We start from the raw sequence: 17,293 nt of genomic DNA, 5'->3' as shown, positions 1-17,293 counted from the left end.
CTACGAAGATCCTGAACACCCCGGTCGGCTGAGCCGGTCCGGAAGCGCATTCCGCACGTATTGCGCACGCCAAACGCAATGACACCCCTTGACCTCCGTTCGTGCAGGTCAAGGGGTGTGCGCGTTGGTGGGCGATACTGGGTTTGAAGGCGCGATTCAGAGCGTATTCTTCAGTCCGTTGCTGACCGCCTGAGTCGTGTATCGTCGCAGGTCAGAGGGCATGCGGCTCGATGATAGGTGTTGACATAAATAGACACGGAATGACATCGATCTTCTCCGTATGTTCCTCGTGATCGAGGGGGCGATATTAATGGCGGGGAACACTTCGAGAAATGGTACAAGAACCCGACGTGGGTTCGGACGTGTCGAGCTGCTCAAGTCCGGTCGCTACCGCGCTGCGTACACGGGACCGGACCACCGGCTCTACCGCGCCCCGCAAACCTTCGCGGCGAAGGACGACGCGATCGCCTGGCTCTCCGCCCGTCGGGCTGAGATCAGCCTCGAGCTCTGGGCGCCCGAGGCCGCTGCTCGCGCGGCGGCCAAGGCGGCCGCCCCGGTCTTGCGTGAGTACGCCGACGACTGGGTCACGAACCGGCGGACTCGGGGGAGGGAGCTTCGGCCGAAGACGCGCTATCAGTACCTGATGCTGCTCGAGAAGTTCATCAACCCGACCTTCGGTGATTGGACGCTGGACCAGATCCAGCCTGTCGACGTCAACCGCTGGTACGACCAGGTGGCCCCGGGGCGAGAGCACATGCGAGCGCAGTCCTACAGCTTGCTGCGCACGATCCTCAACACGGCTGCGACGGAGCGCCCGCACCCGCTGATCCCCTACAACCCGGTGCACATCCGCGGCGCGGGCAGCACGGCGAGAGTTCACCGCGTGCAGCCCGCCTCGCTCGAGGAGCTCAACATCATCGTCGACGAGCTGCCGCCTCGCTACAAGCTGATGGCTCTTCTGGCGATGTGGTGCGCGCTGCGCTTCGGCGAGCTCACCGAGCTGCGCCGTGGCGACATCGACATCCCGCGGGGCCGCGTCAAGGTCCGCCGGGCGGTGAGCCGCGCCTTCGGCGAGTTCTTCGTCGGTCCACCCAAGTCGGACGCCGGCATCCGCGACGTGGCGATCCCGCCGCACCTGATGCCCTTCGTCGAGGCACACCTCGCCGACCATGTGGGTGGTGAGAGGGACGCTCTGCTCTTCCCGGCTGCGGCGAACAGCGACCACCACATGGCGACGGCCACGCTGTACAAGGTCTACTACCCGGCTCGTCGAGCTGCCGGCCGAAGGGATCTCCGCTGGCACGACCTGCGGCACACCGGTGCCGTCCTGGCCGCGCAGACTGGGGCGACGCTCGCCGAGCTCATGGGGCGACTGGGGCACTCGACCCCTGGTGCGGCAATGCGCTACCAGCACGCCTCCGAGGATCGCGATGCCGAGATCGCCAGACGGCTGTCGAAGCTAGTTGAGCTATAGGCAGCGGAATCATGTGGCGTAAGCGGCCGCCGGCGGCAAACCCTCAGGGCACCAGACCCGGTACTCGAAACGCGGGCAGCATTGGACCATGTTGACGAACATGGAACAGAGACTGGCCTCCTTCAATCGCAAGGAGCGATTCCTCCTGGTGGGACAGGCACTGGGCAACGCCGCCTTCACCCTCGGCGAAACGTTTCGACTGCAGCTCGGGGACGTCCTGAAGCGAGATGTTCCAGCCAATGCCTACTGCGCAATGGACTACCACCTGGATTGGCTGTTCGCCGCGTTGATGTGGGCAGAGGGACTGGCGCACCCAGGCAATCTGATGGAGCGCAACGTTGACGCGGGCGTTGCCGGAGTGCCGGAGGATCTCAAGGTCACCGGCAACCAATCCGACATCGACCTCTTGGTGGCATGGACCGACGAACGCGGACGGGGTCAGCTCGCGCTGTTGGAGGCGAAGGGCTATAGCAGTTGGACCAACAAGCAGATGCTCTATAAGGCGGCTAGGCTTACCGCGATTTTCGGCGACCACGATGCGCCGCGTTTCCCGGACGTAGACGCGCATCTGGTGCTTGTCGGCCCCCACCCGCCCGTAGGGTTGAAACTGACCACTCCGTCATGGGCTCTCGGTCCCAGCGATGGCTTGGCGAAGTACTTTCTGCCACTGGATCCTCCCCCTGTCGAGACCTTCGTGGTGCGACGGATCAATCAAGATCGGAAGCCAGCCGTGACGGGTACTCACTGGGTGATAGCGCCGAGTGTTTCGCCTTGGTAACGATGCGGGTTTGAGCTCACAGGGTGGCCCGCCAGACGCGTCGACATGACTCAGTGCAGAGACGTCTGACTGGGACGCTAGGGCCTGTCGACTCTGGCCGCGTCGAAGCGTTCGGTACGAAGCCGGTCGTCGTTGCGGCCCACAGGGCTCGCCATGATGTCCCCCCTGTGCTCCTGTCACTGCAGTGGGTACCGGAGCGCTCCGTAGCCCTGGCGTGGCGTGGCTCGCGGCGCTGCTGGCCGCGGGTAGGTCCTTGGGGTCACGACTTTGCCGTCCACGAGTGCGGTGATGGCCTGCGCGGGTGCATGGCGCAGCTGGGCTGCGAGCAGTTGCGCGGTGGCGAGCGCGTCACCGACAGCCGTGTGCGCGGCTCGCAGACTCACCCCGGCGGCCGCGCAGCAGCCGGCCAGGGTCAGGTCATCAAAGACGGCGAGGGACTCGGCGACCGCAAGTGTGTCCAGTACGGGCCAAGGGGGAGGCTCGAGGTCAGCGCGCGCGAACTCGACGTTGAGGAAGGCGAGATCGAACTCGGCATTGTGTCCGACGACGATGCGGCCGGCGAGTTGGTCGGCTATCCACTCGGCGATGTCGTTGAACCTGGGTGCGGCGGCCAGGTCGGCGTTGACCAGGCCGTGCACATGCGCTGGGCCTGCGTCGCGCAGCGGGTTGACTAGTGAGCTCCATGTTGCGGTGGGGGTGCCGGTCTCGTCGGTCTGCACGATCGCGACCTCAACGACCCTGTCCTCGCGCAGCGAGTCGATCCCGGTGGTCTCTACGTCGATGACGGCGAAGGGCGTCTGGCCCACTGATGCGAGCGCAGGCGAGAACGCAGTCGAGGTGGACTCGCCGTCCCCGACGCCGACGGCTCCGCCGTCTCCGCCGCCCCTGACGAGCTCGATGCGTTCCGTCGAACTGGTTGCGCCGGTGCCGAGCCCGGGCGCGGGGTCGAAGACGTCGAGTGACTCCACCGGCTCGGTCGTCAAGTGTGCCAACACGCTCCACGCGCCAGGGACGTCGAGCGCATGGGCGGCGTACGCGAGATCGAGCAGGTCTTCGGAGAGGAACTCGTCGTACTTGTCGCGCAGCTTGTTGCTCACCGACCGCGCCAACTTCTCAGGATCAGGTTCCCCTGCTTGGACCAGCTGTTGTGCGGCGGTGAGGACATCGGTCGGGTGGGTGTGGACGATGGTGAGCCCGACTCCGTCTTTGGCTGCTGGCACCTCGACGCTGGCGAATGCGACCGCGAGCGTGTTCAGGATCTGGTCGCCGCGCCATGGCAGCAGCACGGTGTCCGATCCCCACGGCACCACTGATCGCTGGCTCAGGTTCAGCCGGGCGAAGTTGTTGCGGCCCTCGGTGAGCAGGTCTTGCCCGGTCGCGTCCAGGTAGGCCGGGGTGTGGGCGGTGAGGTAGAGATGGCGCATCCGTTGGCGGATCTTGTCGGCGACCTCGGCGCCGTTGCCGGTGAACGACGGCGGTCGGCCACCCGACGAGCGGGTGAGCTCGATGATGCGGGCCGTGGCGTCGACTTCGACGACTTGCCAGCGCAGGCCGGCGAAGATCAGGAAGCTGCCGACCAGGACGGGGAAATCGACCGGGATAGTGCCCAGCGTCCTGCCGCAAGCCATCAGCCGGTATTCCTCGCCGGACTTGAAGGCGGAGTAGAACGAGTAGTGATTCACCAGCCGGTCACCGACCGGGCCGGCGAGCAGAACCCCGTCACCGGCTTGGGTCAGCAGGCCGGCCTCGCCCATGTCACGCAAGAGCTGCACGAACACCTGTTGAGAGACCAAGGCGAACGGCCCGTTGCCGCACAAGGCACTGAACAGCTCCGCGGCCTTGGCTCCGCCGTGTTGCGCGATGACGGAGAGGACCTGCTGGATGAGGGTGGACAGGTGAAGGTCGGAGAGATTGGGCGGCTCGTACCAGCGTTCGCGCAACATCAGCTCAGTCATCGCGACCGTTTGCACCAGGTGAGCGCGCAGCATGTCAGTCGGCGGGGTGCGTTCGGTCACCTCTGCTTCAGCGACGTAGGCGCGCAGGGTCGCGGGCCTGCCTCGTCGACCTGAGCGGCCCAGGCGTTGCCGCAAGGATGCGACTCCGGGTGGTGATCCAATCTGCGCAACAGAGTCGGTAGACCCGATGTCGATGCCCATTTCGAGCGTCGAGGTGCAGATCGCGCTCGCGGGTGTCTCGGTAGAGCGCAGCTTGTTCTCGACGTCCTCGCGGTGCTCCTTCGACAGGTTGCCGTGGTGGGCGAGGAATTCGTTCGGTACTCGTGCGGTCTCGCTGAGTCGGGTCAAGATGTCGGTGTAGGCCTCCACAGCGGAGCGGCTGTTTGCGAAGACGAGGTTGTCGGCGCCGCGCAGCGTTTCGAAGATGTGTCGTCCTATCGCGACTGCGTCGTCCGAGTGGGCGGCTTCCTCATCAGGCTCATGCCTCCCGGCCGCATCACGGGTCGTGGCGTTAGAGCCCGTCTCAATGTCCGTGTTTGTCTCGGGGTTGTGTCGGATGTAGCCGCGCACCTGCAAGCGGATCTCGGTGGCGTCTTCGTGCGGTGAGGCGACCAGTGCGACGCCTGCGCCGTGCCCGGGGCGCAGATACTCCGCGGCGTGGGTGAGGTCGGCCAGGGTGGCCGAGAGCCCGATGCGGGGGACCCGACGGCGCAGGGCCAGATCGATGCGGTGCATGAGCGACTGCAGCTGCGCGCCGCGTTCGGTGCCAATGAACGAGTGAAACTCATCGATGACGATGTGTTGCAACCCCGCGAAGATGACCGGGACCCGGGGGCCCTCGCGGACGAAGAGCGCCTCGAGGGATTCGGGAGTGATGAGCAGGATTCCTTCGGGGTGGGTGCGCAGCTTGCGTTTCGCGGACGCGGCTACGTCACCATGCCAGCGGTGCACCGGAATCCCGGCGTCTTCCCCGAGGGTCTGCAGGCGCAGGAACTGGTCGTTGATGAGGGCCTTGAGCGGACCGATGTAGAGGCCGCGCACCCCGGGGGCAGCGGGCGTAGGTGGGCGTCCCTGCCCGTGCTCGTCTCGTGCGGCGTCCAATCTGGCAGAGATGTTGGAGGCGATAGGAAGCCACGCGGCTTCGGTCTTCCCGCCGGCGGTCGCCGCCGAGATCAGGACGTCACAGCCGGCGAGTATGGGCTCGACTGCCAACGCCTGAACGGTGCGCAGGCTTGACCAGCCTTGGCTCCACACCCACCGCTGGACTTCGGGGTGGAGCCGTCCGAACGCTGCCGCCGGGTCGGCGGCGCCGGTTGCCCGTGCGGCTGAGGTTGAAATCCCGGTTGAAGGTTCCTGGTCGCGCGAGCTGTTGGTCATCAGAGCTTGAACGAGGTCAGCTCATCGTCCCCGCCCCGGCCGTAATCTCCGTCACCGTCGTCATCCCGGCTATCGTCACCGTTGTTCTTGTGCTCGACGGTGACGCTGCCATTGTCCGCGGGGTCTACTGCCCAGCTGGGCGGGCCCACAACACCGGCGCCAGGCGCGGCGGTGAGGGTGACGCTGCCTCCGCCTTCTGGCGGGGCCGAGACGGTGCCTTCGGTGGCGGGGAGGGGCTCGAGGTCTGGGTTGGTCTCCTCGCCGATCGGGATGGCGTCGATGATCTGGTCCCACTGCTGCTCGGGGTTCTGCTCGAGGATGGCGAGCAGGTCCAGGAACCCGCGGATGGTGTTGCGGGGCGTACGGAAGTAGGCGTCTCCGATGCGGTTCGAGCAGTGCGCCATGAACGCCTGCAGCGCCTCTGACGGCAGCAAATAGTTGGCTGGGTCACCGCCGGCGTGCACGTGAACGAGCTTGGTCAGCAGGATAAACAGGTCCTCAGGGGTGAGCGCCGAGAGCCGGATGACAGGCCCAGAGAGGTCGACTCGTCCGGCCGTAGCGAACGTGTTCTCGGCAAGACGTGATTGCAGCGCGGCGTAGGAGTACAGGCCGCGGCGTGAGTCGGTCAGGAAGTCCGGTGTGCCGCCGAAGATAAACCCGATTCCTTCGGCGTATCCCTGCAAGGCGTCATTGAGGATGCGCAAGATCTGCTCGTAGTTGGACTTGCGTGCCTGGCTGTTAGCGAGCTTGTAGAGGTTGACCATTTCGTCTAGGCACACCAGCAAGCCGTCGAACCCGGCCAGGCGGACGAACTTGGCAAGGAGCTTCAGCTGGTCGTAGAAGTTGGCGTCGTCGACGATAGTGCGGACCCCGAGAGCCGCACGGGCATCGGTGCGGGTCGCGAACTCCCCGCGCAGCCACCGCACAGCATCAGACTTCAGCTGCTCGTTACCGGTGTCGTGACCTTGCCAGTACTTAGCGATGACTTCGGCGAAGTCGTAGCCCCCGGTGAGCTCGCTGAGCTGCGCCAACCGTGCCCGCATGATCGACTCGGGGGCGGTGCCGTTCTGGTTCCCCTCGGTCAGTGCGCTGGTGACGAACCGTTCGACAACGCTGCCCACCGCGCCGCCGTCTGGTTTTGCACGCGTCGACATGCTCCGCATCAGCTCTGAGTACAGCGAGCGTGCTTGCCCACCGGTCGCGTGCAGGCGTCGGTCGGGGGAGAGGTCGGCGTGGACAGTGACTAGCTTGCGTTGCAACGCCACCGAGCGGACCAGGTTGAGGAAAAACGTCTTGCCCGATCCGTATTCGCCGATGATGAACCGGGCAGCTGAGCCGTCGTCGCCGATGCGGGTGATGTCGGCCAGGAGCGCGTTCAGCTCGTTAACGCGTCCGACTTGGATGTGCTGTTGGCCGATACGTGGGACGACGCCGGCGCGTAGACCGTTGATGAGGGTGTCGCGGTCGCGGGGACGGATCCGCTCTGCGGCCGCTGCGCCGGTCGCTTTGGTCGTGTCGGCTGCGGTGGTCGCGTTGTCGGTCATGTGGGCAGCTCCTCGCGTGCGAAGTCGTTGATAGTGAACGTGTCGGTGTCGTTCTCGTCGAGGAGCGTGTCGCCGGTGATCTCTAGCGCGTATTCGTTGATGATGTCGATGGCGCCGTCTGGCATCAGATGATTGCTCTCGGCCAACTCTTCGATGTCTGCCCGTGACCATGTGGTCTCACCCAGCAGCGCCTGCAGGAAGGCGCTGTGTGCGGCGTCGAGCCCCTCGTAGGACGAGGCCGCCACCCGAGTGGTCTCGTCACCGCCGTCGGCGGCTGCTCCGGGCACCGGCGCAGAGGTGCCTGTAGCGGCGACCAGGGTCTCACCAGAAGCGTCAACTCCGGCTACCTGCTCGGGCGGCGGCTGGTTGCCGGTGGTGGCTGGTTCGTCGTCACCAAAGATGTCGGCCAGCAGCGCTCCGACTGCTGCTGTCTCAGCGAACTTCGCTTCGATGACTCGCGCATCCAGCTGGAAGACAGCTGGACCGTCCACATCCGCGGGGTCGAGTGGCGGTGGCGGTGGCGGTGAGATCGGGTAGCCGGGGTCGGCGCCTGTTGCTTCTCGCACAACGACCGGGCTTGTCGCCGGGCTGGGGCGGCCACCGGCCAGCAGCGCATGCAGGCGCGTGTGCACCTGGGCCGGATCGACGCCCAGCAGCGTGAAGATCTTGGTCAGGCTGGCGATTTCTTCGGACGAGATGACGCCGTCGGCGGCCGCGACCGCGACCAGTAGGTCGGCGACGCTGGAGCGTTGCGGTTCGGTGAGCACCTCTACTCGTTTCACCAGACCGGTTAGCTTCACCCCGGTGGCCGCGAGCCACCGCATGTGCGCGCCTAGACGGACCCGTTCACCCGGGGTGAGGTCCAGCGCACGTTCGAGGTGGTTGACCAGGTGCCGTTGTTCTTCAGCGCTCACGTGCCCGTCGGCGGCGGCGACTGCGGTAGCCAGGTGCAACAGGGTCGCGGCACCGGCGTAGGCGGCGGTCGAAGCCTGCGGCTGCGGCTCGGTGCCCGTCCGGAACGTCACGACCTTCGAGACGGTCGTGATGGCGGGCCCACCCAAGCGCACGTCAGGTTCCATCCCCAGGCCGTAGCGGGCCAGCAGCGTCGCGAACGTGACCGCTTCGGCCTTCGCCAACCGCTCCGCCGACTTGGCCGGCCACCGCGACAGCACTTCGGCTCCCGTGGTCGCGGAACCGGAGTCGGCGAGCCCGGCGGCCCAGTCGACCAGGTCGGCCACTTGCGGCGACGGATCGCCGGCCAGGTCGACGGGCAGCAGCGCCGCCGCCGCGAGGGACGCCTTGCCCTCCGGGTTGCGGCCCAGGTAGCGGCTGTACGCGTCCAGATCGGCGGTCACGGACTCGACGAGCTTCGCCAGATGGTTGCGGGGCGCTGCCATCGTGAACACGTCAGGCACACCCATCGACAGCTGCGCGGCACCCATCCCTGAAGTTGCCGTGTAGTACTCGACCTTGATCTGGGTCTTGCCCGGCCTGACACGAATCCCCTCACCGAACGCGTCCCCGTAGCGGGAGTTGAACAAGGCCGTGAACTCCTCGCGGCACCTGGTCGCGGGAGTCCTCAGATGGATTTCGGGGTGATACCACGCCCATGCGAGCGCCCAGTCGGCCGGAATCGGCTTACCATCGGAGGCCATAGCGCCGAGCCCAACCCGTAGACGCAGCGGCGCCTCCCAACGACGTTCCAGGTCCAGCGGCGGCGCGGCAGCGGCGCTGTCACCCTCGACCTCGGCGACCTCGCCCAGCACGTCGAGCACGTCGAGGAACTTCGAGGCGTAACTGCGGAAGGAGTAGTTCTCGCCATAGACGTCGAGGAGTCGCTGCAGCTCGGCGCGCATCGGTGCGAGCTCGACACCGAGCCGCCTGTTGGCGGGGATGTCGACCAGCGCGCGGCGTTCCAAGCCGTAGAGGAACAAGAACACGAACCCGATGTCGGCTCTGGGATCTCGCCGTCCACTGGCCAGCCAGGTCAGATAGCCGGCGCGGGCGGTGGGGCTGATCTCGTCGTAGGCCGGCCAGTAGCCCATCTGGGCGTTGCTGAGGTTCGCCGGCGCCCGGGACACCGACAGCCGTGGGTCAATCAGAGCGGGGTCGGTGCCTCCGCGCGGTGCTTGCAGTCCGTGGCCGACATAGAGCATGCCGCCGGGCACCGTGTACTTGCCGATGGTGGCGGTGGTGCCTGGCCCAATCCACTGCACGGTGCGCGTCAGCTGCTGCACGCCCGTGCCTGCTCCGGCGCTCGGTTGGGTGCGCGGCGAAGCAACCTCGGTCGGCGGCGGCGTGGTGGGTGCCTGCGAAGGCGCGGTCAGCGGTGCGGCTAACGGTGCAGTGGACGGTCCAGCCGGCGGTGCGGAGTCAGCCGGGTGCACCGTTGGCGGAGGCGGCGCCGGAGGGGTGCGGCGCAGCCCGGAGGCCGGGGCCGGTGCATCCGGGGTCTTCTTCTTGCTGCGGAATCGGTCGAGCAGTCCCAAGAAATCTCCCTTTGTCAGCGGCGTGCAGGGCGCATCCGTCCACTGTCGCATCCCGGCGCGCTGCCTGTGTCTGACGTAACCACATCAAATTGGGGGAGGGGGTCTGTTCGTCTAGAATCCCCAAGGGGCGAGACAGGGGTCCCGGCGGTGATGCTTGCCCCGCAGTGCCGCGGGGAAGGCGCAAAACACTTGAGAGTTGATGCGAGGCAAGCGGAGAACGATCCGCCGCCCCGGCCACCTCGCGGGGCGGCGTGTACGTCGCAGCCGGCCCGTAACGCACAGGCGATGAGCTCGATGCCAAAGGTTGACGTCCAGCTCACCGTGCGACGAGAAGCCGTGATCGAACGGTGGGCCCCGAATCTCTACGAAGCCGTGTCACGCAGTGACCTGCTGCGGAGCGCCGCGAGGAACAGAGCGTGGAGGCCGTCCCGGGCGTTGATCCCGCGCCGCCAGGCGGCGGCATAACGCAGGCTCCGAGGTGGGCTCAACGCGATGCGGTTACAGCCGTCCTGGCACAACAACGCATCAGATGGCGATCGGCTGCCGTTAGCCTTCCTAGATGGTGAGTGAGCTGGGTGGTCGCCCCGTCACCGCGCGTCAGTGGGAACTCCAGGCTGCGGATGAATGGCTCGCGTACCGACGAGACACGAACTCCGATAGCGCGCACTTCTGCGAGGCTGTGACGCGCCTGATCGTCCGCGCAGTAGGTGAGAACGTGGGTGCCGCCAAGCGTGTCATCGCTCAACTTGGATTGACTTTGAGCAGGTGTGATGAGCTCGACTTCAAAGAGTTTGACCAAACACTTGCCTACGCACTGTGGCACGAAGTGGATCGATATCACCGCGTCACGCAAGCGCTAGACATGCTCTTCGAGCGTGGAGCCCTACCCATAGCAAAACCTGCGCGCCGACTTCAGATGCTCGAGGTGGGTTCTGGTCCCGCGCCGGCGGGTTACGCGACTGTGGACTACTTCGCTGCCCTCGGCGCGTGGACGCAGCGACAGACGGCTGGCTTCCATAGTTCTGATTCTGTCGAGGTGCATACGCTCGATCGCGGCCCGGCTTGGCGACAGATGATTCACCGTCTATCCGAGGAGCTGCTACTAGTCGCTCGAAGCGGCGCCGAGCGTCCCTATGTGCGCAGAGACCGCTTCTTCGACGTCACCTACAACGATCTGCGCGGCTTCAATCCGCGCGAATTGCACAACCAGACGCGAGACCGACATCTGGATCGCATGTTGGAATCAACCTGGGCCGAAGATGGTGACGGCTTCGTGGACTTCGACGCGTGGTTCGCTGTGTCTGATCGTCAGGTCGCGAAGGCGTTGGCAGCGAAGGCTGCTCCGCCGTCGGCGTACGACCTCATCGTCGTGGCCAACTTCATTACAAACGAAGAGATGCTGCAGATGCTCAAGCCTGACGTGGAGGTTCTGGCTCGATCTCTGGTTCCGGGAGGGGTCTTGCTCATACTGAGTGCACCAGGCGCGAAGTACACCCAGATCTGGGAGCACATACGCGAGCTGGCCCGACGTGCCCGGCTTGAACAAGTGGTGGACGAGGTAGTTGGTGCTCATCGCGAACCGGCGACACATGCGCTGGTAGCCAGTGCAACTATCAATGCACTTCGTCACCTAGAGCGTCTAGTTCCGAACGCCTGGACCGCAGCCGAGCTGCCGGATGCGGTCCGGGCCGAGGTCGTCTCAGCCCTGTCCGTGCCTGCCTCAGCACCGATTGAAGAAGCGGCCGCGCGGTTCGGCCCGTACCCGCACTTCCAAGTCCATGCTTTCAAGCGTGGACACCGAGCCATATCGCTCAAGGAACGGAAGCGGTTTTCTCTGCGCAAGGCCACTCAGAGGTAGGACTCGGGCGACGTTTTGGAGAGATACACCGGTGGCTCAGGCGACGAGGAGCCCTCAGTGTTCGTGCGTGAGCTCTGTTCTTTCGAGGGGAGCCTGACCCGGTTCTCCGGACACCTAGATATGGGGGGCGGCGACTCCCCCAAGGCCGACTCTTAGTTCAACGAGATCTGGCCGGGACGCCTGGCCGAGCAGACCGCGGGTGCTGACCGTCACGCGGGAAGGGCCGGGGCACTCAATGAATGTACTTCGGGCGGCCGCAGTGAGGGTGACTCAATCGCGCAGGGCGGTAATCGAGGCCATCCGCTGCTCGTTGTGCTGACGAGGTCAGTACCTGATTAGCTCAAGCTCCCCCGCACGCCGGCAAAAAGGATTTCGGCGTCACGCCGTTGCGTGACTCCCCCGGCATTCCAGCGGGACAGCGTGCCCCCGCGGGGTCGGGTCCGATCGCGGCCGGTGTGGTGCTGCTCGCGAGCGTTCGGAAACTGACGATCGCTGCGGGTTGCGCGGACCTCGGTCCGGCAGCCGAGCGGTGTGTTGCCGTTCCCTATCGATGACGGTTGGTGAGGTGCCAGCGATACCAGTTCGACCGCTGTATCTTCTGGACCGAAGCGCAAGCCGGAAGGAAAGTCGGGATTGGAGCCAACAACAACAGACTGGATTACCGCCTGCGCGGAAGTTTTCGCGGCGTTGGGCACCGTTGGTGCACTATGGGCAGCCTTACTGGCCCTGCGCAGTGACAAACTTGAACGAGCGCGGACCGAGGTCCGGGGGTTTCGTTGCTGGATCGAGGCAGACAAGGACTCGCTCGGCTCGTCCGCCATGGCGACCCTGGTTCTCTACATCGAGAACGCGACGGACGAAGTCCTGTACGACGTGCAAGTCCGAGTGGACGCGCCTGCGATCCTGCGCAACGCGGAGATCGGCTGGTCACGCATGAGATTTCCACCCGCCCCTACTCCGGAGACTATGAACGGCCTGTCTGGACTTAACGTGGGAGACTTCCGGGTGATCCCCGGTTCCGGTGCGGAAGGCATATTCACGGACGGTCGGGGACATCGGTGGCACCGGAGCTCAAGTGGCCGCCTGCAACGTGTCAGTCCTGCAAGGTGGTGGGCCCCCTGGCGCCTGGAGCACCGCCTTGAACGGACGGGACCACGATGGTGGGCGCTTCGATCGAACTGGCACTACCGGTGGGACGACCAAGGAAGCCGGAACGTGAACGGCTACCCGCCGCCGTGGTGGGCCATGGACATCCGGTGGAAGCGGTGGCGATTCACGCGTCGCGAGCACCCAGTGACGCTGCCCTGGTGGGCCTGGCGCGCCCGGTGGCGCACACGCGAGACCATCTGCGCTGCACGGGTGAGAAGGGGCTTGTGCTTGCCATGGTGGGCCATCGACTCGCGCTGGCGGCACTGGCGGTACTGGCGCAAGGAACTGCGGGCTGGGAACCGCGACGCTAGGCAGCAGGAGGCTGCCTGGACCCGCTTTCTCGCGACGGGTCGCCGTGAGGATCTGGAGGCACCGTGAGGGTCATCAGACCACGAAAGAGAACGAGGTGCCGGGCTACCACCACTCGATGGCCGATGGTCAGCGGTTTCGGTGGCCCACGCCGCATCGCGGCCAACTCATCCCGCGCCTGCAACCAGGTTCCCCGTGCTGTGTCACGGAGCTGCTCAACGTACTGCCCGCCATCTCGTTCGTGCGCCTCGATGAGCAATGGGAGGGCTCTGTTCGCGTCGCGCGTGATGCGCCCCAGCCCTCCGTACGACAAGTCTTCCAGTGTCAGTTGCTCCGGCTCGGTCGGGATCCGGTCACGGCTCAGGAGTACGACTTGCTTTAAGGAGAGCGGCCACACCCGATCCATGCGCTTGCCGAGGTCGGGCGGGCATCGCCAGGCGGGGACGAACGCCCGCGCGGTGAGGTCCTGGCCCGGCATCTTCCGGAAGAACTCCGCCGTCAGCCTGGCATTGGTGAAAGAGGAATCCACACACGCGACGTAGGCCGGGAAGGTTATGGCGCTGTTCTGCAACGGGGGCTGGGCCGACGCTCACCGAGTCAGGTCGCGCAGGTTCGTCATCAAGTGACCGAGCACGTCGATGGCGCGATCCTCGCCGGGACGAGCGAGCCACTGGTCGAGGGACTGCTGCGCGCGCTCGTCGGCCTGCTCGGTGTCCACGCCAGGAGGTTAGGGCGAGCGTGTCGGTATCTGCGGACATCCGTAAGCTCGTGCTCCGTGCCGAACGCCGGCGCGCGCGACCCCATCGAACTCGGTAGCCTCGAGGCGCGGGCCGCGGCTTTCCTCAGGCGTCGGTATGTCTCGCCTCTATCGTCGTCGCTGGCGGCACGCAAGCAGGAAGCCCGAAGCCGATCTTGGCTTCCCGGCCATGGCTCCACCTCATTCTGGGGGAGTGGGTCACCTTCGCTGGTGACGAGTTGCACGGGGACCCCGGGACGGCTGTAGGTCACCAGCTACGCGGACAAGCGGAAGGGATGGGCCGCAAGGCGTTCTCGAGATCGTCTAGTCGCAACCGGATCGAGCGCCGGCCACACTGGTACGCCGGGATGGTGCCGTCGCTGATGCGGCGCCGGATGGTGCGCGTGGACAGCGACATCATCTCGGCGGCCTCCTCGATGCTGACGTAGATGGGGAGCTCGCGCTTGCGGGTCATCACCGGTCTCCCTTCGTGACGGTCGGGGTAGCGGATGCGACGAGTCGTCGGACCTCCGCGACGCGCACGTAGAGCCGGCCGGTGCCGTCGAAGCGGGCCCAGCGGGGGCCGACGCCGCGGCGGCGCCAGTCGCGAACGGTGCGCTGCGGAGTGCGGATCAAGGTGCAGAAGTCCTCGAACGTGAGTAGGGCGTTGTCGTGCCACTCCTCAGGGACGTGGATCGGGTGGGTGTTCATCGGTGTCCTCCAATCGTGAGGACCGGCTGCAAGTGGCTGTTCATGCGGGTGCATGTCTTGCGATGTCCTCATTACCTAAGAGAGCGAGGGCGGCCTACACGATCACCGACCGACAAATTCGCGCCGGATTGTCATCGGCCGATCCCTCGTGGCGGGCGACACGCAGGAGACGGGACGTGCTCTTCCGATCGACGGTGGATGCCCCGGGCTCCTCGTTTTGCTTCCAGAGGATTCGCTTGTGTCCCTAGCCGCTCAACTGCGTCTCGGGCAGCTTCGGCAGCGTGGGAGGGTCCGAGGTCAGCGCGGTCGCGATGGAAGATGTCGACCCACTGAGCGCGTGCGTCGTCCACGGTCTCGGCGACGAGGTGGGCGGTGTTGGTTTGCCGCCCGCGGGTCATGCCGACGTACGCCGAGGCTGCGCCGGTGGTCTCGTCGATGAGCAGGTGGGCGTTGTCGACGGTGTCGCCCTGGGCGCCGTGCACGGTGGTGGCGAAGGCGAGCTCGACGTGGCGGTGTGTGTAGTCGGCGGGCAGCGTCCGCTCGCCAGGTCGGCCGCGTACGTCGAGGGCGCCGTCGCCGTGCACTGCCGTCACGGTCCAGGTGTCGCGGTTGGCGACACCGAGGTCGCGGTCGTTACGTCGGGTCGCGATCCGGTCGCCGCTGCTGATCTGCTCACCAGTGGAGGTGGTGAGTGTGCTCGCGGGTGCGTTCGACGGCGCGCTGAGGTCCCTGAGTCGTCGGTCGCGGATCGCGGCGTTAAGGAGGCTGACCTGTTCGCGGGTGTCGGCGATGAGTAGGGGAGCGGCATCCGCTGGTGCGGTGGCGGTCTCCGCGACAGCGGCGAGACGCTCGACCTCGCTGGCGTGGATGACGATGTCGCCGCGTGCGAGCAGCGTGTCGAAGATGTCGGCGCTGTCCTCGCCGGCGCGCATCTGGACGGTGAGGTCGGCGTACTCGGGGTCGGTGAACCGGCGGACGGTGTCGAGCTCGACGTGTCACTCGTCGGGTGTCCAGCGGATGGCGAGGTCGAAGGCGCCGCCGCGTCCGACGGCGGGCAGCTGGTGGCGGTCACCGACGAGGGCGAGGCGGGCACCGGCCTCGTCGGCGACGGTGAGCAGTGCGCGGGTGACGTCCTGGTCGAGCATGCCGGCTTCGTCGACGAGGAGGACGTCGCCGGCTCGGAGCTGAGCGAGAGGCGCCGGGGGCGGGTGCTGCTCGAGGACGAGTCGTCCCCAGTAGCCGTCGGCGTCCCACCGGAAGCCGTGCTGGTGCACGAGCCAGGCGGCCGAGAACGCGTCGTCACCGATCTGCTGCTGCGCGACCTTCGCCGCCTTCAGCGTCGGAGTGGCGACCACGAGCCGGTGTCCGGTGGCGTGGAGACATTCGCTGGTTGCGGCGAGCGTGGTGGTCTTGCCGGTGCCGGCCGCGCCTTCGACGACGACGAGTCGCGCGTCGCTGAGGATCGCGCTGACGACGTCGCGCTGCGAGGCGTCGAGGTGTCGTAGCGAGGCGGAGGAGCCGAGCGGTTCGCGTCCGCCGGAGTGCTCGGCGCGCGTAGCGAGTCGCTCGACGATGTCGGCCTCGACGGCGAGGACGTCGCGGGAAGTGAGCGCGCGGAGGTGCTCGGGCACGTCGTCGCGCTGCAGCAGTGGTTGCGATGCGGAGACGGCGCGAGCGGTGAGGTCCTCGAGCAGCTCGCGGCGTACGGGGCCCTCGGCGATCACGCCGGCGTCGGCGACGATGCGCTCGCACTCGCCGCGCAGGTCGGCGGCGTTCCAGGCTGAGCGTCGGGCGCCGAGGCGGACGAGCGCGAGCTGGACGACGTTGTCGCGGTTGATCCGACCGATGGGAGTCGCGGGCGGCGACCCGGCGTCGGGCGAGGGCGGCGGGGCAGCGAAGCCGAGCTCGTGCAGCTCCTCGAGCCACCGGCTGGTGAGGTCGGTGCCGTCGCGGGGGACGACCTTGTCGGGGCGGGCGTCGGCCCACGCGCGGCGGTCCCAGCTGCGTCGCTGGGTCGGGCCCGGCTCGGTGCCGGGGTGGGCGGCGCGCCAGGCCGCCTCGTAGGCGTCGACGTTGCGGTTGATCTGCGCGGCGCGGGCGCTGAAGCGGGGAGCGTACGGCGCAAGCTCGGCGATCTCGCCGGACTCGCTGTCGAGGGTGTAGCCGTACGCGGCGAGGGTGCGGCGGAACTCGGGGTCGCAGGCGACGGCGGCGTGGCCGATTCCGTTGAGCGCTTCGATGCTGTCGACGACGCCAACGGAGTGCAGTCCGCGCCACCGGCCGTGTGCGAACACGCGGGCGTTGATCTGCAGGTGGAGGTGTCGGTGCGGGTCGCCGGCGCGTGAGGTGTGGTGCCGGACGACGGCGGCGTCGATCTGCTCGACGGGCACCTGCACCTGTCGGCCGCGCGGGCCGACCCGCGTGGTGGCGTGGTCGGCGAGCCAGCCGATGATCTCGACGGCGGCGCGCTCCTGAGCGGCGTCGTACGCCGCGGCGATCGCGGGATGGACGGCGGCGGCGAGCGACCAGGTCTTGGGTCCGTTGACGACGACCTCAACGAACCGCAGACCGTTCTCGTCGGTGCGCAGCCGGCCCTTCGCCTCCCCGGTGTCGACGTCGTAGCCGCCGACCCAGCGTTCGTAGGCGTCGCCGTCGAGGGTCCCCCGTCTGGTCACGCCGGGGGAGTGGGGTTCCCGGGGAGGTACGCCCGTCGTGGACGGCGCGGTCGTCGGCGAGGCGAAGTAGTGGGTGGCGAGCCCGGTGCCCTCGGCGAGGTAGTAGTCGTCGACGCGGGAGCGGTCGGCCTCGACGTAGGAGCGCGCGGCGCCGGCCGCTCCGCGGTAGAACTTCACCCCGCCGTGCATGGCTGCCCACCGCCTCGTCACTGGTCGTCACTGGGCTCGAAAACGACGA

The 17,293-nt window shown here is 66.8% G+C and carries 12 protein-coding genes; 3 read left to right on the top strand and 9 right to left on the bottom strand.

The features are described 5' to 3' along the window. Window positions 1–280 precede the first annotated feature (280 nt). Both IEX42_RS03745 and IEX42_RS03740 read left to right on the top strand, forming a co-directional pair. Window positions 281–1,474, top strand: a complete 1,194-nt coding sequence (locus IEX42_RS03745; RefSeq protein WP_229660573.1) for a tyrosine-type recombinase/integrase — start codon at window positions 281–283, stop codon at window positions 1,472–1,474. 88 nt (window positions 1,475–1,562) lie between these two features. Further along, the gene (locus IEX42_RS03740) at window positions 1,563–2,252 is read left to right on the top strand and encodes a hypothetical protein (RefSeq protein WP_188778343.1); all 690 of its coding nucleotides are present in this window, start codon (window positions 1,563–1,565) and stop codon (window positions 2,250–2,252) included. Between the two features lie 176 nt (window positions 2,253–2,428). Here IEX42_RS03740 and IEX42_RS03735 read toward each other — a convergent pair whose 3' ends face one another. The 3 genes from IEX42_RS03735 to IEX42_RS03725 are packed head-to-tail and all read right to left on the bottom strand — an operon-like array spanning window position 2,429 to window position 9,365. Beyond that, window positions 2,429–5,584: a DEAD/DEAH box helicase gene (locus IEX42_RS03735; RefSeq protein ID WP_188778341.1), complete on the bottom strand. Its 3,156-nt coding sequence runs from the start codon at window positions 5,582–5,584 to the stop codon at window positions 2,429–2,431. After that, window positions 5,584–7,128, bottom strand: a complete 1,545-nt coding sequence (locus IEX42_RS03730) for an ATP-binding protein (protein ID WP_188778339.1) — start codon at window positions 7,126–7,128, stop codon at window positions 5,584–5,586. Before IEX42_RS03730 ends, IEX42_RS03735 begins: the two co-directional genes overlap by 1 nt. Next, window positions 7,125–9,365, bottom strand: a complete 2,241-nt coding sequence (locus tag IEX42_RS03725) for a tellurite resistance TerB family protein (protein WP_188778337.1) — start codon at window positions 9,363–9,365, stop codon at window positions 7,125–7,127. The genes IEX42_RS03730 and IEX42_RS03725 overlap by 4 nt, the downstream gene beginning before the upstream one ends. Window positions 9,366–10,176: 811 nt before the next feature. On the opposite strand from IEX42_RS03725, the gene IEX42_RS03720 reads away from it, so the two are divergent. Continuing rightward, window positions 10,177–11,475, top strand: coding sequence for a hypothetical protein (locus IEX42_RS03720; protein WP_188778334.1), 1,299 nt, complete (start codon window positions 10,177–10,179; stop codon window positions 11,473–11,475). A 1,456-nt stretch (window positions 11,476–12,931) separates the two neighbouring features. Here the strand turns inward: IEX42_RS03720 and IEX42_RS03715 are convergent. The 6 genes from IEX42_RS03715 to mobF all read right to left on the bottom strand — a co-directional run bounded on the left by IEX42_RS03715 (window position 12,932) and on the right by mobF (window position 17,244). After that, entirely contained in the window at window positions 12,932–13,462 is a 531-nt protein-coding gene (locus tag IEX42_RS03715; protein WP_188778332.1) for a hypothetical protein, read from the bottom strand. A 60-nt stretch (window positions 13,463–13,522) separates the two neighbouring features. Next, on the bottom strand, window positions 13,523–13,651 hold the full coding sequence (locus IEX42_RS18240; protein ID WP_268236425.1) for a hypothetical protein: 129 nt from the start codon (window positions 13,649–13,651) through the stop codon (window positions 13,523–13,525). 286 nt (window positions 13,652–13,937) lie between these two features. Further along, window positions 13,938–14,144 (bottom strand): excisionase family DNA-binding protein, encoded by a 207-nt coding sequence (locus tag IEX42_RS03710; RefSeq protein WP_188778330.1) that lies wholly within the window; start codon window positions 14,142–14,144, stop codon window positions 13,938–13,940. Beyond that, window positions 14,144–14,380, bottom strand: coding sequence for a helix-turn-helix domain-containing protein (locus IEX42_RS03705; protein WP_188778328.1), 237 nt, complete (start codon window positions 14,378–14,380; stop codon window positions 14,144–14,146). Before IEX42_RS03705 ends, IEX42_RS03710 begins: the two co-directional genes overlap by 1 nt. Before the next feature lie 131 nt (window positions 14,381–14,511). Continuing rightward, window positions 14,512–15,312, bottom strand: coding sequence for a hypothetical protein (locus IEX42_RS18055; RefSeq protein WP_229660572.1), 801 nt, complete (start codon window positions 15,310–15,312; stop codon window positions 14,512–14,514). A gap of 63 nt (window positions 15,313–15,375) precedes the next feature. Continuing rightward, the gene (gene mobF / locus IEX42_RS03700; RefSeq protein ID WP_229660571.1) at window positions 15,376–17,244 is read right to left on the bottom strand and encodes a MobF family relaxase; all 1,869 of its coding nucleotides are present in this window, start codon (window positions 17,242–17,244) and stop codon (window positions 15,376–15,378) included. Window positions 17,245–17,293: the final 49 nt, after the last annotated feature.

It is taken from the genome of Marmoricola endophyticus (assembly GCF_014644415.1).
Classification (GTDB): Bacteria; Actinomycetota; Actinomycetes; order Propionibacteriales; family Nocardioidaceae; genus Marmoricola; species Marmoricola endophyticus.
The sequence above is the reverse complement of the archived record's forward strand: the minus strand, read 5'-3'. Positions and strand labels throughout refer to the sequence as shown.